The organism is Mycobacterium sp., from assembly GCF_035274705.1.
Classification (GTDB): domain Bacteria; phylum Actinomycetota; class Actinomycetes; order Mycobacteriales; family Mycobacteriaceae; genus Mycobacterium.
Genome location: NZ_DATENY010000063.1, coordinates 34,627 through 59,178, shown reverse-complemented (window position 1 = coordinate 59,178; position 24,552 = coordinate 34,627). Strand labels below are relative to the sequence as shown.

The following is a 24,552-nucleotide window of genomic DNA, read 5'->3' as shown; positions in this document are numbered from 1 at the left end:
ACCCTCGCGCCGCGCACACTTACTGCGAGGGCAGCCAGCGCCGAGGCGGCAGATCATCAGTTCGGGCCAGCCGCAACCTTCCGTAGGGTCGAGAGCGCATTCTCGATGAGCGGGGAGTTCGCCAGAACCGCGCGACCGACGGCCAAGTCCACACCCAACCGGGCAGGGCTCAAACGTCGATAGCAGACCCCCGCCACATCGAGGGCGGCTGTTGGCTCGGGCACCACTGCCACTCCGAGCCCCGCGGCCACAAGCGTGACCAGGGTGGAAGTCTCCTCGACTTCGTGGCGCACGCGAGGCACAAATCCGGCGTCCGCACACATCGCCATCAGCACACTGTTCATGACCGAACGGCCATGGCCGGCATGCACTATGAACTCCTCGTCACTAAAATCGTTGATGCGCAGTTGGTTACGAGCAGCCAACGAGTGGCCCTCGGGCAGTGCGGCGATCAGCCGATCTCGACGCACCGTTTCGACGATCACTCCCGGCTCGTCGATGGGCGGACGAAGCAGCGCCAGATCGATATCGCCGGCCAGCAGTGCCGAGATCTGGGCGGGCGCGAGCATTTCCCCGCGCACGCTCACATCGACTCCAGGCAGTTCCTCACGTAACGCGCGAACCAGCCGGGGAAGCAGGGAGTAGGTTGCCGAGCCGACACAGCCGATGGCGAGATGGCCCTCCGCCCCCTGCGCGATGCGCTGCGCTTGCCGCCCCGCCTCATCGACCGCGTCCAGAATCGCCACTGCCCTGTCGAGGTAGGCCTTGCCCGCCGGCGTCAGCTCGACCTTGCGTGTGTTCCTGACAAGCAGGGTCACCGCGAGTTCCCGCTCGAGTTGACGAATCTGCTGCGACAGAGGCGGCTGAGCAATGTGCAGCCGCACGGCGGCGCGCCCGAAGTGCAGCTCTTCCGCGACGGCGCGGAAGTAGCGGAGATGGCGCAGCTCCACTGACTAAGACTCCAATGCTCTCAATAAGCGCGAAATAGATATTTCAGAATATCAGCGCCGTTCCATAGTTTTAAGTCATGACCGTTGGAAGAGATATCGTCATCTGCGAGCCGGTGCGCACACCGGTCGGGCGCATGGGCGGTGCACTCGCATCGTTGTCGGCCGCCGAGTTGGCCACAGCGCTGCTGCGTGAACTCGGCCACCGAACCGGACTCGGTGAAGGTGACGTCGATGACGTAATCCTCGGCAACGGCTATGCCAACGGCGAGAGCCCGGCTATCGGCCGGATTGCCGCTCTTGATGCCGGTTTGGGCACCGGTGTACCTGGGCTGCAGATCGACCGCCGCTGCGGCTCGGGTCTTCAAGCGGTCCTTTACGCCGCCGCCCAGGTCGCCACCGGTGCAGCCAGCGTCGTGGTGGCCGGCGGCGCGGAATCGATGTCCAATGTCGAGCACTACGCGCTTGGACTGCGCTCGGGGATCAAGCAGGGCGGGATTGAATTGATGGATCGCCTCGATCGGGCTCGTCAGACGGCCGGCGGTGCGTCGTATCCGGTTGCCGGCGGCATGATCGAAACCGCCGAAAACCTGCGCAAGGCCTATGACATCTCCCGCGAGGAGCAGGACCGCCTTGCCGAACGCTCACATCATCGCGCCGCGGCGGCTCACGACTCCGGAAAGTTCAGCACCGAACTGGTCCCGATCACGGTGCCCGGCAAGCGCGGCAAGCCCAACACTGTCGTCGACCGAGACGAGCATCCGCGAGCCGACGTCACCGTCGAGGACCTCGCTGCGCTTCGTCCGATCCGCACCAACGCTGATCCCGCGGCCACTGTCACGGCCGGAAACGCGTCCGGGCAGAACGACGGCGCCGCGATGTGCGTCGTCACCACCCGGGACGAGGCCGAAAACCGGGGATTGACACCATTTTTGGCGCTGCGCTCATGGGCGATCACGGGATGCCCGCCGGACCGTATGGGTATTGGCCCGGTAAGCGCCACCGCGGCCGCCCTCGACCGTGCCGGGCTGACGCTGGGCGACATCGATCTCATCGAGCTCAATGAGGCCTTCGCCGCGCAGGTCCTCGCCGTGCTATCCGAGTGGAAGGTCGATCCGCTCGACGAGCGGCTCAATCCCAACGGCTCGGGTATTTCGCTGGGGCATCCGATAGGTGCAACTGGCGCGCGGATCCTTGCCACCGCCGCGTACGAGGCCAAGCGTCGTCAGGCGCGGTTTGTTCTCGAAACCATGTGCATCGGCGGCGGCCAGGGCCTGGCCGCGGTTTTCGAGGCCGTCTGATGAGCGCGGTGCCGGTGCACGCCGTGGTTACCGGGCGCGGCGATCGCCCGGTGGTGGTGTTATCCAACTCGCTCGGCTCCACCCACCGGATGTGGGATGCGCAGCTGGCCGCGTTCGAGGAGCGGTTCCGGGTGGTGCGCTACGACACCCGCGGCCACGGTTCGTCTCCGGTTCCGTTGGGACCCTATGGAATTGACGATCTGGCTGACGACGTCATCGCGTTGTTGGATCGGCTCGACGTCGGACGGGCCCACCTTGTCGGGCTGTCGCTCGGTGGCATGACGGGTATGCGGGTCGCGGCCCGTAACCCCGACCGCGTGGACCGGCTGGCTCTGCTGTGCACCGGCGCGCTGCTGCCTCCCGCATCCAACTGGACCCAACGCGCCGCGACAGTGCGAGCCCACGGCTGCAGCGCGGTGGCCGCCGCGGTCGTCGAGCGCTGGTTCACTCCGGACTTCCTGGCGGCCCACCCCGATATCCGGGACGTCCACCAGGCGATGGTGGGCGCCACTCCGGCCGAGGGCTACGCCGGCTGCTGCGAGGCGATTGCCGCCCTCGACCTACGCGACGACCTGGCCTCCATTACCGCGCCGACTTTGGCGATCGCGGGGGCCGACGACCCGGCGACTCCGCCGGCCATGCTGGCCGAGATCGCCGCCGGTGTGAAGGACGCCCGACTGCTGATCGTGCCCCACGCCGCGCATCTGGCCAACGCCGAGCAGCCCGACATCATCACCGGAGCCCTCATCGAGCACCTGGAGCAGTCATGACGCTGAACAAAGTCGTCGGCTCGGCCGCCGAGGCGGTCGCCGACATCCCGTCCGGCGCCAGCCTGGCGGTTGGTGGTTTCGGCCTGGCCGGCATCCCGTGGTTCCTCATTGAGGCCCTTCTCGAGCAGGGCGCAAGCGATCTCACCATCGTGTCGAACAACTGCGGCGTCGACGGCGCCGGCCTGGGCCTGCTGCTGGAGGCTCGCCGCATCAGCCGGGTCATCGCCTCCTTCGTCGGCGAGAACAAGGAATTCGCCCGCCAGTACCTGGCTGGTGAGCTGACCGTGGAGCTCACCCCCCAGGGCACCCTGGCGGAGCGGATGCGCGCGGGCGGAAGCGGTATCGGCGCCTTCTTCACGCCCACCGGCGTTGGCACCCTGGTCGCCGAGGGTGGTCTGCCGTGGCGCTACCACGCCGACGGCAGCGTCGCGCTCGCGTCGCCGCCCAAGGAGATTCGCAGCTTCCGCGGTCAGGAGATGGTCCTTGAAGAGGGCATCGTCACAGATTTCGCGTTGATCCGCGCCGCTGTGGTCGACACTGCGGGCAACTGCAAATTCCACGCGGCCGCACGGAATTTCAACCCGCCGGCGGCCATGGCGGGTCGAATCAGCGTGGTCGAGGCCGAGGAGATCGTCGAGGTCGGCGCTCTGCATCCTGACGAGATCCACCTGCCCGGCGTCTTTGTCAAGCGGATCGTCGCGCTCACCTCGGAGCAGGCTGCGCGCAAGGACATTGAGAAGCGCACCACCCGAAGCCGGGCGAAGGAGACCGCGAAATGAGTTGGACTCGTGAGCAAATGGCGGCCCGTGCCGCCAAGGAGCTGCATGACGGCGATTACGTCAACCTCGGCATCGGCCTGCCCACCCTGATTCCCGACTACCTCGCGGAGGGTTCGGATGTCACGCTTCACGCTGAAAACGGGATCCTCGGGGTCGGCCCGTTCCCGTACGAGGACGAAGTAGACCCCGATTTGATCAACGCCGGCAAGCAAACCGTCTCGGTGGTTGCAGGCGCATCGTATTTCGATTCGGCGACCAGCTTCGCGATGATCCGCGGCGGCCACATCGACGTCGCCGTGCTGGGGGGTATGCAGGTCGCAATGAACGGCGACCTCGCCAACTGGATGGTGCCGGGCGCGATGGTCAAGGGTATGGGCGGCGCGATGGACCTGGTGAACGGTGCCGGTCGGGTGATCGTGCTGATGGACCACGTGACGAAGGCCGGCGACGCCAAATTGGTCGCCGCATGCGACTTGCCGCTGACCGGCCGCGGGGTGGTCAGCCGGGTCATCACCGATCTGGCCGTGCTGGACGTCGCAGGTGATGGCTTCGAGCTGGTCGAGGCGGCGCCCGGCGTGACGGTCAACGAGGTGGTGGCCAAGACAGGCGCACCGGTTACTCAGCGGCGCAGCGCCGTCAGTTCCGAACGCGAACGGACGCCGAGCTTGGCGTAGATCCGGGTCAAGTGGTACTGCACGGTCTTCGGCGAGACGTAGAGTTCGGCAGCCACCTCTCGATTGGACAATCCCTGCGCCACAAGCGAAGCCACCGCCTCCTCCTGTGGCGTGAGTTCCGCGTGGCCGCGCCCCGCGCGTTGGATGTGCAGCCCGCCGGCCTTGAGTTCACGCTCGCAGCGCGCCACATAGGTATGCGCGCCGAGCGACAGGTAGAGCTCACGCGCGGTGCCGATCACCGCGTCGGCCGCGCGGCGTTTGCCGGCCCGGCGAAGCGTTTGGCCGTAGGCGAAGTTGACCCGAGCCAGGTCATAGCGCAACGGCAGCCCGTCGAGCAGCTCCAGTGATTCGTCGAAAGCCCTTCGCGCGGCCGCCAATTCGCCCGTCGCGCCCAATAGCCGTCCACGCGCGTAGCCAAGGCGGGCGAGGGTGGAGCGATGACCAAGGGCGCGGGCGCGCTCTTCGTGTGGACGCAGAAACGCGTCGGCAGCGTCGAGTTGGCCGTCGATGACCATCGCGTTGGCGAGCACGTCGGTCCACGGCCAAAGCCCGGGATCGAGCGCGGTACCGGACGGCATTTTGGTCAGCGGACCCAGCACACGACGCACCTTGGAATAGTCGGCGCCGGCTTCGGCGATCTGCGCGCGTGCAAGCAGAGTGGGGATTCGCATCATCTCGTATTCGCCGGTGACCGCGTCCGCAGCCCGCACGGCGGCGGCGGCCTTGTCCCAGTCGCCGCGCAGCGCATGCACCTGCGCCTGGGTCCACTCCAGCAGCGGCGTCGCCAGGACGATGCCACTCGACGCGGCCAGCCCTCGGCCCTGCTCGACGGTCTGTAGCGCCCGGTCCCACTCGCCGGTCAGGAACTGCACCCGCGCCAGCCAGCCCAGCGCCCACAGCGCGATCCGCGACGAACCGCCGAACTCGGTCGTGGAGACGGCGCCTTCCAGGTTGCTGCGAGCGCTGTCCAGGTCGTCCTGACTCAGCTGCAGCCAGCCGCGGCCCATGGTGATTCGTTGCGCCTGGGGGCCATGGCGGACGCGGGCGGCCAGGCTGTCGTAGGCCGCGGACGCTTCGTCTGGAAGACCGGCCGCCGCAAGTCCCAAACCGCGGATGGCGGCGGCCTCGATCCCGGCTGGCGAGTCCTCGCCCGCCAGCTCGAGCGCACGGTCCGCCCAGGTGACCAGCTCGCGGCCACGGCAGCGCACCAGCGAGTGCAGGACGTGACGCTGGGCTATCAGGGCGGCCGATTCCGGGTCGCGTTCGACGTTGACGATGTCCCACGCGCGGCCAAGCCGCACCTCGGCTTCGGGCGCCCGCCCTCGGACGATCGCCAGGTAGGCCAGGACGGCGTTGCGCAGCGGCGTCTCGCGCAGGCTCTCGACGGCTGGGACTAGGGCGGCCGCGCCGTCGCAGTCGCCGGCCGCGACGAGCGCGTCCACTGAGCGGGTGAGCCTATCGTCGCGCAACAGCGGATCGGAACTGAGCCGGCTGGCCTCGCGAAAGAGGCTGGCGGCCTCGGCCCATGCGCCCTCGGTGCCCCGCGCGCGGGCCAGTCGGTCGACCTCGTCGGCGAGGGCGGCGTCCGGGGTTGGCGTCGCGGCGACGAGGTGGCCAAGCCGACGAACCGGGTCCGCCACCACGTCCGCCGCGCGGCGATGCGCCTCGCCGGCGGCGCGTGCCCCCATGAGACCGACGATGGCTGCGCGCGTCAGCGGATCGCGTAGCCGGGGCTCGAACTCCGACACACCGCCCAGGAGCCCCGCCGCGGTAGCCTGGTCGATCGCTTCCAGCGGGTCGTTGAGTCCGGCCAGCCGAGCTGCCTCGCCCAGGGAGCCGTTGACCAGGATCGCAAGCGCGTCGACCAGAGCGCGTCCGTCCGGCCCGCACCGCTTCAGCTGGGCGGCAACGTCGGCTATGACATGTGAGGGGGCCGGAAGCTGCGCGTCGGGCCGCGACCACACCGACGCCGGCAGTTCATCGAGAAGGGCCAGCGCGTCGCGCGGATTGCCGCCGGTGTGCCGGGTGAGCACCTCGACCATCGCCGGGTGCATCACCCGGCCGCGCTGGGCAGCCAGGTCGGCCATCGCCGTCGCGTCGAGCCCGTCGAGTCGGATCTCACCGGAGATGAGGTCCGCGGTGGTATTCGTCAGATTTGTCATCCCGAGCACCACCAGCAGCGGGAGGGCACGGTGGTGTCTCACGGCGGTGGTGAGTACGCGCATCGACGCCTCGTCGGCGTGCTCAGCATCGTCCACCACCACCTGCACGGGCGCATCGACGGTTTGGATCCGATCCACGAAAACCGTTGCTGCTTCGACAGGTTCGGCGGGCGGCTGGTCCTGCAGCAGCTGGTTCAGCACTGCACCAGCGATGTCGGCTTCCCACGGTGTCGCTCTGGCGTAGAGCACGGTACCGGCGTGCTGGTCGGCTAGCGCCCGCAGTAGTGCGCTCTTGCCGATGCCCGGTGCGCCGACAACCGCGATGACCTCGGCCCCGCCAGCCGATGTCGCGGCGGCGCGGCGGCCGAGTTCGGCCAGTTCAGGATCGCGCCCGACGCAGGTCGTGGCCACGATGATCACCTATCACAGCGTAGGCGACTGCTAGCCAAGATCGCCGCCGGCGACGGGCAGCACCGTGCCGGTGATGTAGGACGCTTCGTCGGAGGCGAGAAAGCAGATGGCCGCGGCCTGCTCGTCGAGGGTGCCGTAGCGCTTCATCAGTGACGAATCGATCGTCTGGTCGATGTGGGCCTGGAACCATCTGCGCTCGGTGTCGTTGGCGGGTTTGGGTGTGCCGCGGGAGATCCTCCGCGGCGGCGCCTGCGTGCCGCCGGGAGCCGTTGCGACGACTCGGATTCCGCTGTCGGCGTATTCCAGTGCGAGGGAGGCGGTGATCGCATTGATGCCGCCCTTGGCCGCCGAGTACGGGATGCGGTGAATGCCCCGCGTTGCCGCTGACGACACGTTCACGATCACACCCTGACCACGTTGCATCATCGACGGTAGCGCGGCGCGACACGTGTAGAGCGTCGTCATCAACGACCGGTCGATCTCGGCGCGGATCTCGGCGTCGGAGAACTCGGTGAACGGCTTGAAGTTGATCGCGCCGCCAACATTGTTGACCAGCACGTCGATCCGGCCGAACGTCGAAAGGGCTTGGCGGGTCAGAGCTTCGGCGTCATCCCAGTGTTCCAGATCGACGGTGACGGCCAGCGCCTCGGGTCCGGCGGTGGCCAGCTCGTCGGCGAGTTCCTTTACCAACTCCGACCGGTCGGCCAGGACGAGTGTGCCGCCTTCTGCGCTGATCCGCCGGGCGGTCTGCTCGCCGATGCCTTGTGCCGCCCCGGTGATCAGCACGACCTTGCCATCGAAGCGGCCGGGCGTGATGAACTTCGGCCGTCGAGCGGCGAGCGCGTCGGACATCGCCCGGCGCATGGTCTGCTTCGAGCGATCGGCGTGGGCGGCGATCAGCGCTCGTCCGGTCTGCCGGTCGCCGGCCTCGAACGCGTCGACGATGTCGACGTGATCCTGCGCGCACAACGGATGACACCACGTCGCATTGCGCAGCGTTTCGGCCATCCGGCCCTTCACGCCGAGCGCCGTGTAGGCCTGCAGCAGATGTTCGTTGCCGGTCAGGGTGAACAGATAATCATGAAACGCGGCGTTGGTTTCGGTGTACTGCGCCGCGTCGACGAACCGGTCGCCATCGACATAGGGGACGGTCGATTCGGCGAGCAGGCGATAACCGGCCAGCTGCTGGCTGCTGAGCCGCCCAATGGTCAGCTCCAGCGCACCAAGCTCCAGGGCCGCGCGGGCCTCGAAGATCGCATCGGACTCGCGCACTGCGGGATGTTCCTCACCGATCTGGTAGCCGTCGGCGGCGACCACGGGCGCCGCTTGCGTCATTGGGGTCAGCAGCGGCGCGGGCGCGGCGCCCGCCGCGAACACCTCCAGACCGGCGATGGCGCGGGCACCTGAGGTGATGAGCTCGTCGTCGTCGTCCAGCGGGACGACGGTGCCGGAACCCGGGCCGGCGGGTGCCACCAACTGGCCAGCGACCCGGCGGATCACATCGCCGTGATCGCCGGCGCAGACCGTATGGGGCCAGGGGCTGATCGCGGCGCCGGGGAACAGGCGTTGACCGGCCACTGCACGCGCGTCCGGTGCAGTCAGAAGGTCCTCCCGGGGGGTGACTGGCTGCCGTTGCGCTGCTACGGGTTCGGCGGGCGTTTCCGGCCGACCGTTGGGCGCGGCCAGTGCGAACTTCTCGTAGTAGAAGCCGGTCGGCTCGATGCCCATCTCGACGACGTGTTTGCGCACCGACTCGACCATCGACGGGGGCCCGCACAAATAGATCGCGACATCGCCGTCGTAGAGGTGTTCGGGGCGGATCAGGCTCATCACGTAGCCCTGGTTGGCCGCCGTGGTGCCGGGATCGGAAACGCAGTGGTCCCAGGTGAATTCGGGCAGGCCGGCGGCGATCTGCGCCAGCGCGTCGAGCTCAACGAGATCTTCGTCGGTGCTCACGCCGTACACCAGGTGCGTCTTGCGGTGGCTGCCGTCGAAGCGCAGCTTGCGCAGCATCGACAGGATCGGGGCCAGCCCGGTGCCGCCGGCCAACAGCAGCACCGGCCGTTCGGTGTCGCGCAGGAAGAACGACCCGTGTGGGCCCGTGAAGCTGATGTCGTCGCCGACCGCCGCTCGGTCGGTCAGGTACGTCGACATCGCACCACCCGGCGTCAGCTTCACCAGGAAAGTCAGCCGCTTTTCATGCGGGGCGTTGGCGAAGGAGTACGACCGCGTGACGGAATCGGTGCCGGGCACGGTGAAGTTGACGTACTGGCCGGGCAGGAAGACCAAGTCGGAGCGGTTGCGGATCTCCACGGCGATCTGAACGGTGGTCGACGAGAGTTGTTGCAGTTCAACAAGTTCGCCGGTGAAGGTGACGGCCTGGGTCTTGGCGACCTCAGAGCTGCTGGGGATCTGCAGGACCAGATCCGTGCGCGGCTTCATACTGCACGGCAGCACGTAGCCGGCGGCGGCCTCGTCATCGGACAATGCGTCGGAGATGTAGGTGCCCGGGTCGTACTCACCCGATTCGCAGAACGCCTTGCACGTCCCGCAGGCACCGTCGCGGCAGTCCAGCGGGATGTTGATGCGCTGGCGGTAGGACGCGTCGGCGACCGTTTGATCATCCCGGCAGGTGATGAAGCGGGTGACACCGTCCTCGAAGGCGAGCGCCACCTGGTGGGTGTTTCGTTCTGGTGTGACGGTCACGAGTCGCCTCAGAAGTGATAGATGTCGACCACGTGGTGGATGTAGTCGTTCTTCAGCACCACGGTCTTGCGCCGGATCAGCGGTTGTTCCCCGGAGAAGTCGATGGTGTAGAAGGACGTCCCGTAATACGGATCGACCGTCTTGTATCGGAAATACATTGTGTGCCAGTTGAATCGGACGTCGACGGTGTCGCCCCTGCGTTCGATGACCTCGACGTTGCTGATGTTGTGGCTGGTGCGCGGCTCGGGAAGCGATGTGGCCGAGGAGCGTTCGGTGCGAATCCTGAAGACTCGGTCCTCCAGTCCGCCCTTGTTCGGGTAGTAGATCAGCGAGATATCGCGCTGCGGGTCCTCGACCAACCGGTCGTTGTCGTCCCACGACGGCATCCAGTAGACGACGTCATCGGCGTAGCACTCCAGCCATTTTTCGAACTCCCGGTCGTCGAGGTAACGCGCCTCCCGGTAGAGGAACTGCTCAATTGTGTTTTGCGTGATCAGCTTTGTGCCGGCTTTCTCGGTGGTGGTCATGTCAGTTCTCTGTCCCACCCTGTGCCGCTTTCTCTTTCGCCACGGCGCCGCGCATCGTCTGCAGCCAGTAGCCGTGCTGGACCGGGTACAGACCCTCGTCCTCGTTGCGCACCCCGGCCGAGATGATGTCGTGCATGCCCAGGGACTTCGCGACCTCGTCCGGGCCGGACAACCAGTGCTCGGCGCCGCGGCTCATGTCGTTCCACGGTGCGGCCTGCGCCCGGAATGTCAGCTGGCAGGATCGGAATTCCTCCAGATCGTCAGGAGTGGCCATGCCGGAGGCGTTGAAGAAGTCCTCGTACTGGCGGATCCGATGAGCCCGGGCGGCCGCACTTTCCCCCTTGGGGGCAATGCAGTAGATGGTGACCTCGGTCTTGTCCGGCGCGATCGGCCGGAAGTGCCGGATCTGCGTCGAGAACTGGTCCATCAGATAGACATTCGGATACAGGCAGAGGTTGCGGGACCCCTTGACCATGAATTCGCCCTTGGCGTCCCCGAACTGCGCCTTCAGCTCGTCGATCTTGTCCCATAGTGGGCGGTCTTGCGGGTTGGCCGCCCAGGTCCACAGGCACAGGTGGCCGTTCGGGTAGGACCAGTAGCCCCCGCCGGACTTGCCCCAGCTGCCGGCGTCGAGCACCTTCGCGTCGTTCTTGGACTCGCCGGTGGTGCGGCGCGACGTGGTGGCCGCGTAGTTCCAGTGGGTGGCGGTGACGTGATAGCCGTCGGCGCCGTTTTCCGCCTGCACTTTCCAGTTGCCGTCGTAGGTGTATGTCGAGCTGCCGCGCAGCACCTCCAGCCCGTCGGGTGACTGGTCGACGAGCATGTCGATCACTTTGGTGGTGTCGCCGAGGTGATCGGCCAGTGGCAGTACGTCGGGGTTGAGGCTGCCGAACAGGAAACCCCGGTAGTTGTCGAACCGCGCCACCTTGGTCAGGTTGTGCGATCCGTTGACGTCGAACGTCGCGGGGTAACCGGCGCCGTCCGGATCCTTCACCTTGAGCAGCTCGCCGTCGTTGCGGAATGTCCAGCCGTGGAACGGACAGGTCAACGTCATCCGGTTGTCGGTCTTGCGGCGGCAGAGCATCGCGCCGCGGTGCGCGCACGCGTTGATCAGACAGTGCAGCTCGCCGTCCTTGTCCCGGGTGATCACGACGGGCTGCCGCCCGATGTAGGTAGTGAAGTAGTCGCCCGTATTGGGCAGCTGGCTTTCGTGAGCGAGATAGATCCAATTGCCCTCGAAGATGTGCTTGATCTCGAGCTCGAAGATCTCCTCGTCGGTGAAGATCCGCCGGTTGGCCCGGAACACGCCGGACTCCCGGTCGTCGATCACTGCGTCGGCGAGGACGGCCCCCACGTGGTCGAGATTCTCGCTGATCGATGCGGTCACGGTGCCTCCAGCAGTGCGGTTTTTTAGACGATCGCACTGAGTGGCTGCCGTCACACCAGGCAAATTCCTAGTCCTGACCCAGGCCAACATTGATCGCGATTATTGATTAATAGAACGAAATTAGGTCCTTGTTCTGTATGGATCGTGGACTTACTCTGCCATTGTGTCGCCCGTCACAGCTCGGCGGCGGCACCCGATCTCGGGGACGAAACGCGAGGTTTTCATGGAGCTACGTCATCTGCGGTATTTCGCTGCAGTGGCCGAGTGCTGCCACTTCGGGCAGGCCGCGGAGCAGCTGCACATCGCGCAGCCGGCGCTCTCGTACGCGATTCGGCAGCTGGAAGCCGAACTGGACGTCACGCTGTTCAACCGGACCACGCGGCAGGTGTCGCTGACCGCCGCAGGGGAGTTCCTGCAGGCTGAGGCGGCCCGTATCCTCTCCGGCGTCGACGACGCGGTGCGCGGCGCGCGCCGGATCGCTGCCGGCCGCAGCGGTCTGGTGCGGCTTGGGCTGACTGGCACCGCCGCGTTCTCGCACCTGCCGCGCATCGCGCGCGTCGTCAAACGGGAACTTCCGCGGGTGGCGCTGGAAATCCAGGCCGACATGCTGACCCCAGTCCAGTGCGATGCCCTGCGCAGCGGTGCGCTGGACCTGGGTGTGCTGCGCCCACCAGCGGTCGGCGACGGCATCGAGCTGCGGCACATCGAAACCGAGCAGCTGGTGTTGGCGGTGTCCGTCGATCACCGACTGGCCGTCGAACCCGTCGTGTCGATGACCGACCTGCGCAACGAGCCCTTCGTGACGTACTGCGCCCGCGACTCCGTCGTCAACGAGGCCGTACTGCGCAGCTGCCGGCAGGCCGGGTTCGTGCCGCAGCGCGAACACGAGGCGCCGGGCACCGCAGTGCTGCTGGCCCTGATCGCCGCTGGACTGGGAGTAGCCGTCGTTCCCCAGTCGGTGCGCGAACTTCCGTTGCGGGGACTGGTGTTTCGGGATCTGCTCGACGCGGGATCCATCGACCTCGCGCTCGCCTGGCACGCCGGCGCCGACAACCCCGTCGTTGACGCGGTGGTTGGGGTGCTCGACGGAGCGTTCGCGGCCGAGTCGCTGTCCGGATCGACCACTCGGGAAGGGCAGCTGTGAAAATCACTGCGATCGAGGCGATTCCGTTCGCCATCCCGTACGTAAAACCGCTCAAGTTCGCCTCCGGTGAGGTGCACACCGCCGACCACGTGCTGGTCCGGGTACACACCGACGAAGGCGTTGTCGGTGCCGCCGAGGCTCCGCCGCGCCCGTTCACCTATGGCGAGACGCAAGCCGGAATCATTGCGGTGATCGAGCAGATCTTCGCGCCACAGGTCGTCGGGCTCACCCTGCTGGAACGTGAGGTTGCCGGCGCCCGGCTGGCACGGACCGTCGGAAACCCGGCCGCCAAGGCCGCCATCGACATGGCGATGTGGGACGCGCTTGGCCGCACGGTTGGGCTGCCCGTTGGCGACCTGCTCGGCGGATATACCGACCGGATGCGCGTCAGCCACATGCTCGGCTTCGACGAGCCGGCCAAGATGGTCGCCGAAGCCGAGCGGATGCGTGACGTCTACGGCATCAACACCTTTAAGATCAAGGTCGGCCGCCGCCCGGTGTCGCTGGACACCGCCGTGGTGCGTGCGCTGCGCGAGCGCTTCGGCGACACCGTCGAGTTGTATGTCGACGGCAACCGCGGCTGGACCGCGTCGGAGTCGTTGCGCGCCATGCAGGAGATGGCCGACCTCGGCCTGCTGTTCGCCGAGGAGCTGTGCCCGGCTGACGACGTGCTCGGGCGGCGCTGGTTGGTTGAACACCTCGACGTGCCTTTCATCGCCGACGAATCGGTGCCGACACCGGCCGATGTGACCCGTGAGGTGCTCGGCAAGTCGGCGACCGCGATCAGCATCAAAGTCGCCCGCACAGGCTTCACCGGATCGCAACGGGTGCACCACCTGGCCGAAGGTCTCGGGCTGGAGGTCGTGATGGGAAACCAGATCGACGGTCAGCTCGGCACCGTGTGCTCAGTTGCGTTCGGCGCTGCCTATCCGCTGACCTCGCGGCGAGCGGGGGAGTTGTCGAACTTCCTCGACATGAGCGACGACCTGCTGACCGAACCCCTGCAGATCCGCGACGGCGTGCTGCACGTACAGCCCGGCGCAGGCATCGGGGTCGACATCGACCCCGACAAACTGGCCCGCTACCGCACCGACAACTAACCAGCCCAACACCGAAGTAGGAGAACGACAATGACCACTTTCGACGCGCCAACCCAACAGGCCTCCGCTGCCGCGTCGGGTGCTTCGGCGACCGAACGCTTCCACGCTGACAAGTCTCCATTCGAGGCGGTCAAGGACACCCCGCCGGAACGGGTCGACTTGCTGACCCGCGCGGTGCTCGACGCTGTCCACGAGACGATCCGCAAGCACAAGGTCACCTACGACGAGTACAACGCGCTCAAGGCCTGGCTGATCCAGGTCGGCCAGGACGGCGAATGGCCGTTGTTCCTCGACGTGTGGGTCGAGCACGTCGTCGAAGATGTGGCGACGTCGCATCGACACGGCAACAAGGGCTCGATCGAGGGCCCGTACTACGTGCCCAACTCCCCGGAGCTGGGCCCGCACGGCGAGATGCCCATGCGCGACGGCGAGAGTGGCACGCCGCTGGTGTGGCAGGGCACGATTACCTCCACCGACGGCCGCCCACTTGGCGGCAAGGTGGAGCTGTGGCACGCGGATGCCGACGGCTTCTATTCCCAATTCGCCCTAGGCATTCCGCAGTGGAATCTGCGGGGTTCGTTCTCCACCGGTCCCGACGGAAAGTTCACGATCACTACAGTGCGGCCGGCGCCCTACCAGATCCCTACCGATGGGTCATGCGGGAAACTGATCGCCGCCGCGGGCTGGCACGCGTGGCGTCCTGCCCACCTGCATGTGAAGGTGTCCGCACCGGGCCATGAGCTGCTCACCGCGCAGTTGTACTTTCCCGGCGACCCGCACAACGAGGACGACATCGCGACAGCGGTCAAGCCGGAACTCATTCTTGACCCGGTGGAACAGTCCGACGGTACCACGACGCTGACCTACGACTTCGTTCTCGATCCCGAAAAAAGCTGAGCACCATGATATTTCACGTACGTATGGATGTGCGCCTCCCTCACGATCTGGACCCCGACACCCGGGCGCAGATCGTGGCCAGGGAGAAGGACTATTCGCAGAAGCTGCAGCGGGCGGGGAAGTGGCCCCATATCTGGCGAATCGTCGGGGAATACTCGAACTACTCGATCTTTGATGTCGAGTCGAACGACGAACTGCACACCCTGCTGTCCGGGTTGCCGCTGTTCTCTTACATGGATATTCATGTGACGCCTTTGGCAACACACCCGTCGGACGTGAAAATCTGAAGACGTGTTGTGGCCCAGCGACATTCAGTAGTCGATGTCCCATCGCGCTTCGCATGTCCAGAAGTTGGAACATTGTGTCGCCTGGCCTCCGTGTGAGGCAAAAGTTCGAATTCCGGCGGGATTTGGGCTTGTGTCACCGACTCGCCCAATCTCCTCGACCACTTCACGGAGAAAGAGTGAAAACCATGTTCAGTGCCGTCGCCCTAATGCTGTCACCGCTGTACCCGCTTCTTGTTCCGACCGTCGTCACCACAGTGGACGCGATCAACAAGCGACGGATCGAGCCTCGCAGCCGATGGCGACGGTAGACGCACGACGGCATATGCCAACTCTCGACGTTCACCGAGCAACGGTGCACTACCGGACGGCTCGCAACGGGTGTGACGCGTCGTTAAGTCATCAATCGCTGAACCAAGCCTTGTGCAGCACGGCGACCAGGTCGTCGACGATGCTTACGGTGCTGGGTATCGCGGCCATGCTCCAGAAGAATCCGTGTAGCATGCCGTCGAACTGTCTGAGCGTCACCGCGACGCCGGCTTCGTGAAGCCTGTTCGCGTACGCCTGGCCTTCGTCATGAAGTGGGTCGTACTCAGCGACTGCGACGTAGGCGGGGGGCAGGCCCGCCAGACTATCGGCGTGAGCCGGACAGGCGTACGGATTCTTGGTCAGGTCCTGCGCCCCGAGGTAGTGAGCCCAGAACCACTGGGCCGCCCCCTTGGTCAGTACGTAACCCTCGCCGTTCCTTTGGTACGAATCGGTCTTGAAGTTGAAGTCGACCACTGGGTAGATAAGCAACTGTGCCGAAAGCCTTGGGCCGCAGCGGTCTCGGGCCGCAAGCGCCACGGCAGCAGCCAGGTTGCCTCCTGAGCTATCGCCGGCGACGGCAACGCGGGAGGGGTCCGCGCCGAGCTCCTCGGCGTGCGCCGTGGTCCACTCGGTGGCGGCGTAGCAGTCGTCGAACGCGGCGGGGAAGCGGTGTTCTGGAGCCAGTCTGTAGTCCACGGAGACCACGATGGCGCCGGCCGCGGCGGCAAGTTGTCGGCATGGCTTGTCCACCACTTCCAGGTCGCCGAGCACGAAACCACCGCCGTGGAAATACACGACGACCGGCAGCGGACCCTGACCTTCAGGGGTGTAAATGCGAATCGGGAGTGCGCCCCCTGGGCCGGGAATGGTGCGGTCGACGACCGACGGAAGCTGGACGGGATCGCCCTGCAATTCCTGAAAGCCGAGGATGGATTCCCGCGCAGCGGGCACGGTCATCTCCTCGAACGGGGACATCCCTGCCGCTCCAAGGACGTCTAGGAGTTGCTGTGCCTCACGGTGAATCGGCATTATCGACCTCCAACCACGCCTACGCGTGTGCACTGTTTCGGAAAACGCGACCATGTCTGTTCGGCGCGCGGCGCCCGCCACCGCACCTTGGCGCGCAGGGATTTTGATTGCTGGACGACGCTCTGACTGCGGTTGGTTGCACAGGCTTGCGTCCGCCTCAATTCTGTTGCGTCGCTGATGGTCACGCGAGAGGATTGGCGGCAGATGGCGGGAAGTCGGTGATCTCGATGGCGACATTCTCCAGCACCGCAAAGAATTTCAGGAACTCTGGAAGCTCGGCCGTATCGTCGTTGGCGGCCTGCGCCGCTGCCAGAGTTTCGTAGATCCAAACGTCGAACCAGGATCCGTCTTCGCGCTTGCTGGCAAACGGCACCGAGATCAAGCCCGGATGCCGTCGTTTGACGTCCAGAATGGCTGCTTCGCGAAGCCGAAAGTACTCTTCTTCATCGGTCGTGATTCGGTAGGTAACAATCTCTGCCGCATACCCCATGCGTTTAGTCCCTTCCTCGGCCTGTTGTCGAACATCCGGAACGGCATGCTCGCCATCGCCACAGTTCTGGTCAGTGCCGGCTTCCCGGTGGAAGCTCCGCTGGATGGCATCGTCGCCCTTGAGATTCGACATGTGTTGTCCGAATCTGCACACGCTCTATGCAGAACGCGCCCTCTTGATGGGGGAGCGTGGTCCTGTCGCCGACGCCGAGCCCCGGGACAGTTCCACGCCGCCCGCCGGGCGCTACCTGACTGCGCGGTCGCCGCGTCGCATGATGGCGTGGTTCCGCCACGATCAGCGGATTTGTCGGCGATGGAGGTCGAGAAGTTTCCGCAGGTGCTCGAGTGCGCCACGCGTCGCTTGGCTGTCTCCGGCGAAGACCTGTTGAAATACGAGACCGTCCAGCGCGGCGAACACCAGATACACGAATCCGTCGCTGGTGTCGAAGCCACCGTGCCGAAGCTCGTCGCGTAACGCGTTCCGGTAGTCCGTGTACAGCTGCTCGATATGGACTTGTAGTTTCGGACGTCGGCGACCCTCGAGGATGAGCTCGTACTGGAAGGCTTGCATTGCAGGGTCCTGTTCCACCATGTCGGCCAGCCCGTCGAAGAGGCCCTCTAGCCGGCCTGTTCCTGGCGCCGAGCTGATCGCCACGAGGCTGTTCTCGAGCGCGTACCGCAATGCGTCGATCAACAAGGCGTCGCGCGAACCGAAATGGTGCGTTACCAGCCCGTGGGTTACGCCGGCTTCACGGGCCACGCCGCGGTAGGTGAGATTGCGCAGGCCGCGGTCGGCCACCACGCGAATGGCCGCGGCAAGCAATGCCTGCCGCCCGTGTCCATAGCCGGTAGCCCGTTGTTTCTCATCGAGCAATCGTCCGGTCACCCATGCCCTGCTTCCGGGTAGGCCCTTATCGCGCCATCGTTTCCACCGTAACAGGGACTGACCAGCGGAACTATCCACTTGACTAGTTTGGATCGGCGAGGGACAGTTGTGTCTCGAGTCACAGTTGCTGGGAGATGAGGTGGGTGTCGCAGTGTCGGTGACGGTCAGTTCGCGCGAGGTGGCGCCGCAGGAGCGGCTTGCCTGGTGGCGTGCCGTGCTTGCAGACACTTTCGTCCCGTTCGAGGTGAGCGCCGACGCCGATGCTTTCCGCGCCGAACTTCGCGCTGGCTGCATCGGCGGCGTTGAGGTTTCCGACATCAACGCCGGTCCACAGGTCGCCCGGTGCACCACCCGGACGATCAACCGTGGTGATCCGGACTATTACAAGGTCGCCCTTCAACTTCGCGGATCGTGTGTCGTCAGCCAGGACGGCCGGCAAGCGACGGTAGCCCCCGGCGACCTTGCGGTATACGACTGCACCCGGCCACTGGAGCTGTCGTTCGGAGAATCCTTCCGGATGCTGGCGTTCATGTTCCCCAGGAACCGGCTGAGATTGCAGCCTCGTGTCGTAGACGCCGTGATCGCACGGCGAATCTCGGGTGCTACTGGCACGGCGGGCGTGGTGATCCCGTTCCTGATCTCGCTGGCGGAGCAGCAAGATCAGGTCGCACCACAAACGGCGCACCACCTCGCCGATACCGCACTGGACCTGCTAGCCACTCTTGTCGATGAGCTGTCCGGGAACGGCCCTGCCGACATGGATCCGGCTACCAGTGCGCTGATGATCCGCATACGGCACTACATCGACCAAAACCTTCGGAACCCCGATCTGAGCCCCGAACAAATCGCGGCGGCCCACCACATCTCGGTGCGCTATCTCTACAAACTGTTTCACGCCGAGCACACCGGCGTGGCGCGCTACATCCGCGAGCGCAGACTTGAGCAGTGTCGGCGGGACCTGGCCGATCATCGGTTACATGCCAAGCCGGTCGGTGTCGTCGCGGCGCGCTGGGGCTTTCTGAACGCGGCCCACTTCAGTCGTCTGTTCAAGGCGACTTACGACGCCTCCCCCCGCGAATATCGGCTGCGCTGCGGCACCGCACCGCATCATCGTCTGTCACTGAGTGCGGCGGCCGCGGGCTGAGGCGACCGGTGCCGAGGCCTGCAAGGAGGCGTGCAGCCAGCGACAACTGGTCTTGCCTCCCGTGCAGGATGGTGGAGCCCTCAACGACTTCTTCAGGAGGGCGGCTATGACCGAGCAGATCGACGTGATCGTCGTCGGTGCTGGCTTCGCAGGACTGACCGCGGCACGGGAGCTGAACCACCGCGGCCGCTCGGTGCTGGTACTCGAGGCGCGTGACCGGATTGGCGGGCGGACCTGGGTCGATCACCGGATGGGCCTGGATCTCGAAATGGGCGGCACCTGGGTGCACTGGGTCCAACCCCACGTGTGGGCCGAAATCACGCGCTACGACATCGAAATCAGCCAGAGCCCGGTGGCCGACACGGCTTATTGGCATGTCGGCGGCCAACGCCGGCAGGGAACTGCCGACGAGCTGTTCGGCCTCCTCGACCCCGGCATGGTGGCGATGCTCGCCGACACCCGGGAGTACTTCGACCGGCCTTACGAGCCATTTCTGACCGACGACCTCGATGCCTTGGATCAGCAGACGGTAGTGGACCGGATCGCAAGCCTGAAGCTCCCGGCGGAGCAGGACGAACTGGTGCGTGGCATGTGGGCGTTGAACTTCAACGCGCCGCCCGAATTGGGCGGGCTCACCCAGGCGCTTCGATGGTGTTCGGCGGCATCCGGTAGCTGGCAACTACTTTTCGAAGCCTGCGCGGCGTACAAGTTCAAGCACGGCACCCGATCCCTGATCAACGCCATCGCCACCGACAGCGAGGCCGATATCCGGTTGGGATCGGAGGTGACGAAGGTGAGCCAGTCCGATACTGGGGTGTCTGTGCATACAGTGTCCGGCGAGCAATACACCGCATCCGACGTGATCGTGACACTGCCGCTAAACGCGTTGTCCACCATCGAATTCGAGCCCAAGCTGTCCGCGCTGAAACAAGCGGCCGCCGCCACGGGCCAGGCTTCATGTGGGGTCAAGACCTGGATCCGTGTCCGGGGTGAGCTCGAACCGTGCTATCTGTTCGGTGGGCCCGACCTACCGCTCACATTCGCCCAGACCGAGTACTTCGTAGGCGGCGACACAGTTTTCGTTGCATTCGGACCGGAGGAAGCGCGGCTGCGACCCGACGACGTCGACGCGGTGGCCAAAGCCGTCGCGCTGTGGCGGCCCGAACTCGAGGTGGTGGACGCGACCGGCCACAGCTGGGTCGCCGACCGCTACTCCCAGGAGACTTGGCCGATGTTGCGCCCCGGACAGCTCGAGCAGCTTAGAGACCTTCAGCAGCCCGACGGCCACGTACACATCGCAGGGTCCGACTACGGGACCGGATGGGCCGGCTTCATGGATGGCGCCATCGAAAGCGGACTGCGCACCGCCCGCAGGCTGATTGCGAGGTCCTGATGTCGGCGACCCGATCATTCTTCTTCCAGGAGTAGCCATGCCAACGCCACTGGGCACTATCCCTGAGACCTCGCCCATCGCCTTCGTGAACGGCAAGGTGTTTACCGTCGACGCGGACCTGCCGTGGGCTTCCGCCTTGCTGATCACGGATAAAACGATCGCCGCCGTCGGCACAGACCAGGAGGTCCTCGACGAAGCGCCTCCTGGCGCCGACGTGATCGACTTGGGCGGCCGAATGGTGATGCCCGGCATCCACGATGCGCACACGCATCTCATGTTCAGTGGACTGAAGTTCCGCCACGAGGGACGGCTGACACCGATGACAGGGCCGGATCAGATCGTCTTGGACCTTGAGAACTGTTGCAAGCAGCATGATTTCGACAACCTGACCGGGTGGGTCATAGCTGGGGAGTTCGTCCCGATGGCCTTCCCCGAAGAACGACCCGATCGGGCGTTCCTCGACGCCGCGTTCCCGGATCGGCCTGTCTTTCTGTATGACTACTCGATCCATCACGGATTGGCCAACAGCAAGGCACTCGAACTTGCCGGTGTCACGCCCGAGACTCCCGATCCTGACGGTGGGCGTTTCGTGCGGCGACCGGGCTCGAATGAGGTCACCGGCGAACTCGTGGAACACGCGACGTGGCCGGTACGACGCGTGATCCCCGACTATCCCCACGAGGCCTATCGAGACGCGCTGGCCTGGGCGGTCCAGGTGTGCAATTCGGTGGGCATCACTTCGGTGCAGGAAGCATCTGCCGGATGGCAGGTATTGCGCGCGCTCGCCGACCTCGATGCATCCGACGAACTCACATTGCAGGTCGCCGCCCACATCGTCTGGCGAGAAGAGGCCGCAGGCATGGCGTCGCTCGCAGACCTGGAACGACTGATCGAAGAACGGGCATGCCACGCATCACCCCACGTCAGCACCGACTTCGTGAAGCTGTGGCTGGATGGTGCACCGCTGCCACCGCACTTCACCCAGTCCGAGTTGACCAGCGAGGGCGAAGCCGACCTGGACAGCATCTTGGTGCCGCTCGACGAACTGCGGGAAGCGCTGCAGCGCTTTGATTCTCAAGGAATCCAAGTCAAGATCCATTGCGCAGGTCCGGGCTCGATCCGGGTAGCCCTCGACGCTTTCGAAGAAGTTCGACGGATCAACGGACCAGGACCGACCCACGAGATAGCGCATTGCACGTATATCGACGAGTCCGATTACCCGCGATTCAACGAACTCAACGTGGTCGCGGAGATGTCGCCTGCCATCTGGCACGTCCCGGAGTACAACGCCGTGCTGTCGGAGGGATATCGGTTCGCGAGCCTGCGCAAGGCCGGAGCGCGATTGACCGTCGGTTCGGACTGGGTCCTCACCCCGGACCCAAACCTCTTCCCCGCACTGCAAGGCATGCTTCAGCGCGGTGACCAATCTGTCGACCTCGACTACGCGCTGCGCGCGATGACGATTGAAGGGGCCAAAGCGGTTGGACGCGCCGACCGACAGGGTTCGCTCACCGTGGGGAAGTCGGCGGACCTGATCATCCTCGACCGCAACCTCTTCGAGGTTGAGGTGGACGAGATCGGCGGTGCCAAAGTCCTGGCTACCGTGTTCGAAGGTCGGCCCGTTTACCGCGCTCCAGCCGATTGACCGGTCGTCTGGGACGACGATTCTGCCGGCGCTGGCCGCATGTATGCCGGAAGGCCGCGTCGCGGTGATTGCTGGGCGGAGATGTGCTGCGACACAAGATCGCTGCAGTTCCCGATCACTCATCTCCGGTGCGGGGCCCTGCGTACTGAGGAAACGGCGTTGCGGCGAAGGTGTTGAAATACACGTTGGCCGAGCAAAATTCGTCGTTCAGTTCGGCGGTGAGACAACGGCGCCCAGCGGATGGCGTTGCCCATGGGCTTTCCCCGGCGTCACGAAGCACCGGCCCGGGGTTGGGTTCGACGAACAGGCCGGCGGCAGCGACACCACGAGATGCCAGCGTGCGATTATGCCGCCGATTAGGGGATTGGCCGCGGCCGCCTCCGGAACGGTGTGAGCGTAGACGGTGTCGCCAATACGCTGTTCTTCCAGATGCTTCCGGAAACGGGTGCACCTCGGTGCGCTTGCGGTGGAGCCTGTCGTCGTGGACGAGGGTGGGTAGTAGTGGAGTCGAACTTGACCAGCGTCCTTACCAGCCATCCATTCGCTCGGTAATTCCCGTCGCAGCACGACTGTGTCGCCGATTCCAGGAGTAGCCATGCCAACGCCACTGGCCGCTATCCCTGCCAATCCTCCGGTCACCGGCTTCCAGCGAGCGTTCCCGCGGTGATGAAGGCGATCAACCGTTCTGCATCAACGCTTGTGGTGCCTGGCGTGACGTGCTGACCCGCGCCTCGGTTCAGCTGGTCGAGCGCACCGGACTGCCAGACGCCGAGTAAAGCGACCATGCTGGCGTAGGCGAGCCTGATGCCGTTTTCGTCTCGATCGGGCAGCGCGCGGCTGAGCGCGGCCCGATAGCGGGCATCGACAGCTTGGGCCTGATCGGCGACAGTCTCCCAGGTCCGCGGGTTCGGTTCGCTGAGTACGCGCCCGATGAAGCGTGCAATTGCGGCGCCGTCTTCGCCATGCACGGTGGACCGGGCGAGTCCCGGTTCGACGAAGGCGCGGACAATATCGGCCACCGATGGCGGCTCCGGCGACGCCTCTAGTTCGTCGAGCCGGTGGTGGCGCTCGTCGTTGACGCCACGCATAGCGTGGTCGACGACCGCGCGCAGCAGGCCTTCCTTGGATCGGAAGTGGTAGTTGACCGAGGCGATGTTTGCCCCAGCCCCGTCGGTCAGGGCCCGCATCGACGTGGCTTCGATCCCGCGCTCACCGAACAGCTTGATTGCCGTCGCGATCAGCCGGTCTGGCGTCGACGCCTCCTGGTTCACCGGCGTGGCCGGATCCAGTCCTGGCATCGGTCCTCCTCCTCATACATCTCAGCGGGATGGTATATGATTTAATTCAAACGTTCGTTTCACACGTTCGTTTGAATGTTACGCCAGGACGAGTTTCATGGGAGGACAAATGAGCGGAAAAGCGATCATCGTCGGCGCCGGCATCGGGGGCCTGACGGCCGCCCGAGCACTGCAGCGCAAGGGCTGGCAGGTCGATATCTACGAGCAAGCACCGACCATCCGACCGGTGGGCGCAGCCGTTGGGATGGCCCCCAACGCCGTGAAGGCCCTGCGCTACCTCGGCGTGGGCGAGGACCTTCGCGAGCGGGGCCGGCGCCAGGAGGGGATCGAAGTCCGCACACCGTCAGGCCGTTCCCTCCTGATGGTCTCGGCTGTCGGCATCGAGCGCCGCTACGGCGCCCCGATCTACGCCATCCACCGCGCCGATCTGCACGACCTCCTGCTGCACCGGGTGGACGGGGCCGTTCTACGAACTGACCACCGAGCCACCGCAATCACCACGGACGCAGAATCGGGCACAGTGACCTTCGAGACCCCAGAGGGCACGACGTCGGCAACCGCGGAACTGGTCGTGGTCGCTGACGGCATCAAAAGCCGCCTACGCTCCCAACTGTTCCCGAGCCACCCTGGACCGGTGAGCGCCGGATACACCGCGTTCCGCGGCATCGTCCCGGCCGCGGACGCTCCGGACATTCCCCCGGTCATCACGACCACCTGGGGACGCGGCGCCCGCTTCGGGATAGACCCGATCAACGACGGCCAGGTGTACTGGTTTGCGTGCGAGAACCTGGCCGATGCCGACAAGCACGAGCTCGGCCTCGCCCCGCTCGCCGCGCGGTTCGGGCGCTGGCACGACCCCATCCCGCAGCTGCTCGCCTCTACACCCCCGGAGGTGCTTGGCCGCCATGATGTCTATTACCTGCGCACGCCGATGCCGTCGTTCGTTCGTGATCGCGTGGCGCTGATCGGCGACGCTGCGCACGCGGTCACGCCCGATATCGGACAGGGTGCCTGCCAGGCCATCGAGGATGCGATCGTGCTTGCGGACGCTATCGACGCAGACGGGATTGACCGCGGCCTCCAGACCTACAACACCATCCGCCGTCCGCGCACCGAACAGATGTCCCGGCTCTCGGGCACGGTCGGCAAGTTCATGCAGAACCCGGCCCTCGGCCCGATACGCGATGCGCTGGCCTATCTCACACCCGTGTCGGTGTTGACCAGCGCGATGAGCGCGGCCTACTCGTGGTCCCCTCCAGCACGCTGATGC

The 24,552-nt window shown here is 65.6% G+C and carries 21 protein-coding genes and 1 pseudogene; 12 read left to right on the top strand and 10 right to left on the bottom strand.

What is annotated here, in order from left to right:
• Nucleotides 1–56: 56 nt before the first annotated feature.
• Entirely contained in the window at nucleotides 57–950 is an 894-nt protein-coding gene (locus tag VJV41_RS14760; RefSeq protein ID WP_325334904.1) for a LysR substrate-binding domain-containing protein, read from the bottom strand.
• A 77-nt stretch (nucleotides 951–1,027) separates the two neighbouring features.
• On the opposite strand from VJV41_RS14760, the gene VJV41_RS14755 reads away from it, so the two are divergent.
• The 4 genes from VJV41_RS14755 to VJV41_RS14740 are packed head-to-tail and all read left to right on the top strand — an operon-like array spanning nucleotide 1,028 to nucleotide 4,471.
• Nucleotides 1,028–2,248 (top strand): acetyl-CoA C-acetyltransferase, encoded by a 1,221-nt coding sequence (locus VJV41_RS14755; RefSeq protein ID WP_325334902.1) that lies wholly within the window; start codon nucleotides 1,028–1,030, stop codon nucleotides 2,246–2,248.
• Entirely contained in the window at nucleotides 2,248–3,018 is a 771-nt protein-coding gene (pcaD, locus tag VJV41_RS14750) for a 3-oxoadipate enol-lactonase (RefSeq protein WP_325334900.1), read from the top strand. The genes VJV41_RS14755 and pcaD overlap by 1 nt, the downstream gene beginning before the upstream one ends.
• Nucleotides 3,015–3,797: a CoA transferase subunit A gene (locus VJV41_RS14745; protein ID WP_325334898.1), complete on the top strand. Its 783-nt coding sequence runs from the start codon at nucleotides 3,015–3,017 to the stop codon at nucleotides 3,795–3,797. Before pcaD ends, VJV41_RS14745 begins: the two co-directional genes overlap by 4 nt.
• Nucleotides 3,794–4,471, top strand: coding sequence for a CoA transferase subunit B (locus tag VJV41_RS14740; RefSeq protein ID WP_325334896.1), 678 nt, complete (start codon nucleotides 3,794–3,796; stop codon nucleotides 4,469–4,471). Before VJV41_RS14745 ends, VJV41_RS14740 begins: the two co-directional genes overlap by 4 nt.
• Here VJV41_RS14740 and VJV41_RS14735 read toward each other — a convergent pair.
• From VJV41_RS14735 to benA, 4 genes are read right to left on the bottom strand one after another with little or no spacing between them, the layout of a single operon-like run.
• Nucleotides 4,417–7,047, bottom strand: a complete 2,631-nt coding sequence (locus VJV41_RS14735) for a helix-turn-helix transcriptional regulator (protein WP_414684961.1) — start codon at nucleotides 7,045–7,047, stop codon at nucleotides 4,417–4,419. The two genes, VJV41_RS14740 and VJV41_RS14735, sit on opposite strands and share 55 nt — an antisense overlap.
• Nucleotides 7,048–7,074: 27 nt before the next feature.
• Nucleotides 7,075–9,750, bottom strand: coding sequence for a benzoate 1,2-dioxygenase electron transfer component BenC (gene benC / locus VJV41_RS14730; RefSeq protein ID WP_325334895.1), 2,676 nt, complete (start codon nucleotides 9,748–9,750; stop codon nucleotides 7,075–7,077).
• An 8-nt stretch (nucleotides 9,751–9,758) separates the two neighbouring features.
• On the bottom strand, nucleotides 9,759–10,277 hold the full coding sequence (benB, locus tag VJV41_RS14725) for a benzoate 1,2-dioxygenase small subunit (protein WP_325334894.1): 519 nt from the start codon (nucleotides 10,275–10,277) through the stop codon (nucleotides 9,759–9,761).
• 1 nt (nucleotide 10,278) lies between these two features.
• A complete protein-coding gene (gene benA, locus VJV41_RS14720; RefSeq protein WP_325334892.1) occupies nucleotides 10,279–11,664 on the bottom strand; it encodes a benzoate 1,2-dioxygenase large subunit in 1,386 nt (461 codons plus the stop codon).
• A 223-nt stretch (nucleotides 11,665–11,887) separates the two neighbouring features.
• Here benA and VJV41_RS14715 point away from each other — a divergent pair, with 223 nt between their 5' ends.
• From VJV41_RS14715 to catC, 4 genes are read left to right on the top strand one after another with little or no spacing between them, the layout of a single operon-like run.
• Entirely contained in the window at nucleotides 11,888–12,808 is a 921-nt protein-coding gene (locus VJV41_RS14715; protein WP_325334994.1) for a LysR substrate-binding domain-containing protein, read from the top strand.
• Nucleotides 12,805–13,908 carry a mandelate racemase/muconate lactonizing enzyme family protein gene (locus VJV41_RS14710; protein WP_325334890.1) on the top strand — a complete coding sequence of 368 codons (1,104 nt, stop codon included), beginning with the start codon at nucleotides 12,805–12,807 and terminating at the stop codon, nucleotides 13,906–13,908. The genes VJV41_RS14715 and VJV41_RS14710 overlap by 4 nt, the downstream gene beginning before the upstream one ends.
• A gap of 30 nt (nucleotides 13,909–13,938) precedes the next feature.
• Nucleotides 13,939–14,805, top strand: coding sequence for a catechol 1,2-dioxygenase (gene catA, locus VJV41_RS14705; RefSeq protein ID WP_325334888.1), 867 nt, complete (start codon nucleotides 13,939–13,941; stop codon nucleotides 14,803–14,805).
• A 5-nt stretch (nucleotides 14,806–14,810) separates the two neighbouring features.
• Nucleotides 14,811–15,092 (top strand): muconolactone Delta-isomerase, encoded by a 282-nt coding sequence (gene catC / locus VJV41_RS14700; RefSeq protein ID WP_325334886.1) that lies wholly within the window; start codon nucleotides 14,811–14,813, stop codon nucleotides 15,090–15,092.
• Nucleotides 15,093–15,491: 399 nt separating this feature from the next.
• Here the strand turns inward: catC and VJV41_RS14695 are convergent, their stop codons facing one another.
• The 3 genes from VJV41_RS14695 to VJV41_RS14685 form a co-directional block, all read right to left on the bottom strand.
• Nucleotides 15,492–16,427, bottom strand: a complete 936-nt coding sequence (locus VJV41_RS14695) for an alpha/beta hydrolase (RefSeq protein WP_325334885.1) — start codon at nucleotides 16,425–16,427, stop codon at nucleotides 15,492–15,494.
• Nucleotides 16,428–16,608: 181 nt separating this feature from the next.
• A complete protein-coding gene (locus tag VJV41_RS14690) occupies nucleotides 16,609–17,049 on the bottom strand; it encodes a hypothetical protein (protein ID WP_325334884.1) in 441 nt (146 codons plus the stop codon).
• A gap of 162 nt (nucleotides 17,050–17,211) precedes the next feature.
• On the bottom strand, nucleotides 17,212–17,802 hold the full coding sequence (locus VJV41_RS14685; RefSeq protein ID WP_325334883.1) for a TetR/AcrR family transcriptional regulator: 591 nt from the start codon (nucleotides 17,800–17,802) through the stop codon (nucleotides 17,212–17,214).
• A gap of 139 nt (nucleotides 17,803–17,941) precedes the next feature.
• Between VJV41_RS14685 and VJV41_RS14680 the strand changes: the two genes are divergently transcribed.
• From VJV41_RS14680 to VJV41_RS14670, 3 genes are all read left to right on the top strand, one after another.
• Complete coding sequence (locus VJV41_RS14680; RefSeq protein ID WP_325334882.1) at nucleotides 17,942–18,946, top strand: helix-turn-helix domain-containing protein; 1,005 nt, start codon at nucleotides 17,942–17,944, stop codon at nucleotides 18,944–18,946.
• A gap of 106 nt (nucleotides 18,947–19,052) precedes the next feature.
• The gene (locus VJV41_RS14675) at nucleotides 19,053–20,339 is read left to right on the top strand and encodes an NAD(P)/FAD-dependent oxidoreductase (RefSeq protein WP_325334880.1); all 1,287 of its coding nucleotides are present in this window, start codon (nucleotides 19,053–19,055) and stop codon (nucleotides 20,337–20,339) included.
• Nucleotides 20,340–20,376: 37 nt separating this feature from the next.
• Nucleotides 20,377–21,984, top strand: coding sequence for an amidohydrolase (locus tag VJV41_RS14670; RefSeq protein ID WP_325334878.1), 1,608 nt, complete (start codon nucleotides 20,377–20,379; stop codon nucleotides 21,982–21,984).
• A 262-nt stretch (nucleotides 21,985–22,246) separates the two neighbouring features.
• Here the strand turns inward: VJV41_RS14670 and VJV41_RS28980 are convergent.
• Both VJV41_RS28980 and VJV41_RS14665 read right to left on the bottom strand, forming a co-directional pair.
• A pseudogene (locus VJV41_RS28980) lies at nucleotides 22,247–22,464 on the bottom strand (phenylacetic acid degradation bifunctional protein PaaZ); the annotation flags it as partial.
• A 155-nt stretch (nucleotides 22,465–22,619) separates the two neighbouring features.
• Nucleotides 22,620–23,282 (bottom strand): TetR/AcrR family transcriptional regulator, encoded by a 663-nt coding sequence (locus VJV41_RS14665; RefSeq protein ID WP_325334876.1) that lies wholly within the window; start codon nucleotides 23,280–23,282, stop codon nucleotides 22,620–22,622.
• A 109-nt stretch (nucleotides 23,283–23,391) separates the two neighbouring features.
• Here VJV41_RS14665 and VJV41_RS14660 point away from each other — a divergent pair, with 109 nt between their 5' ends.
• On the top strand, nucleotides 23,392–24,549 hold the full coding sequence (locus VJV41_RS14660; RefSeq protein ID WP_325334875.1) for an FAD-dependent monooxygenase: 1,158 nt from the start codon (nucleotides 23,392–23,394) through the stop codon (nucleotides 24,547–24,549).
• Nucleotides 24,550–24,552: the final 3 nt, after the last annotated feature.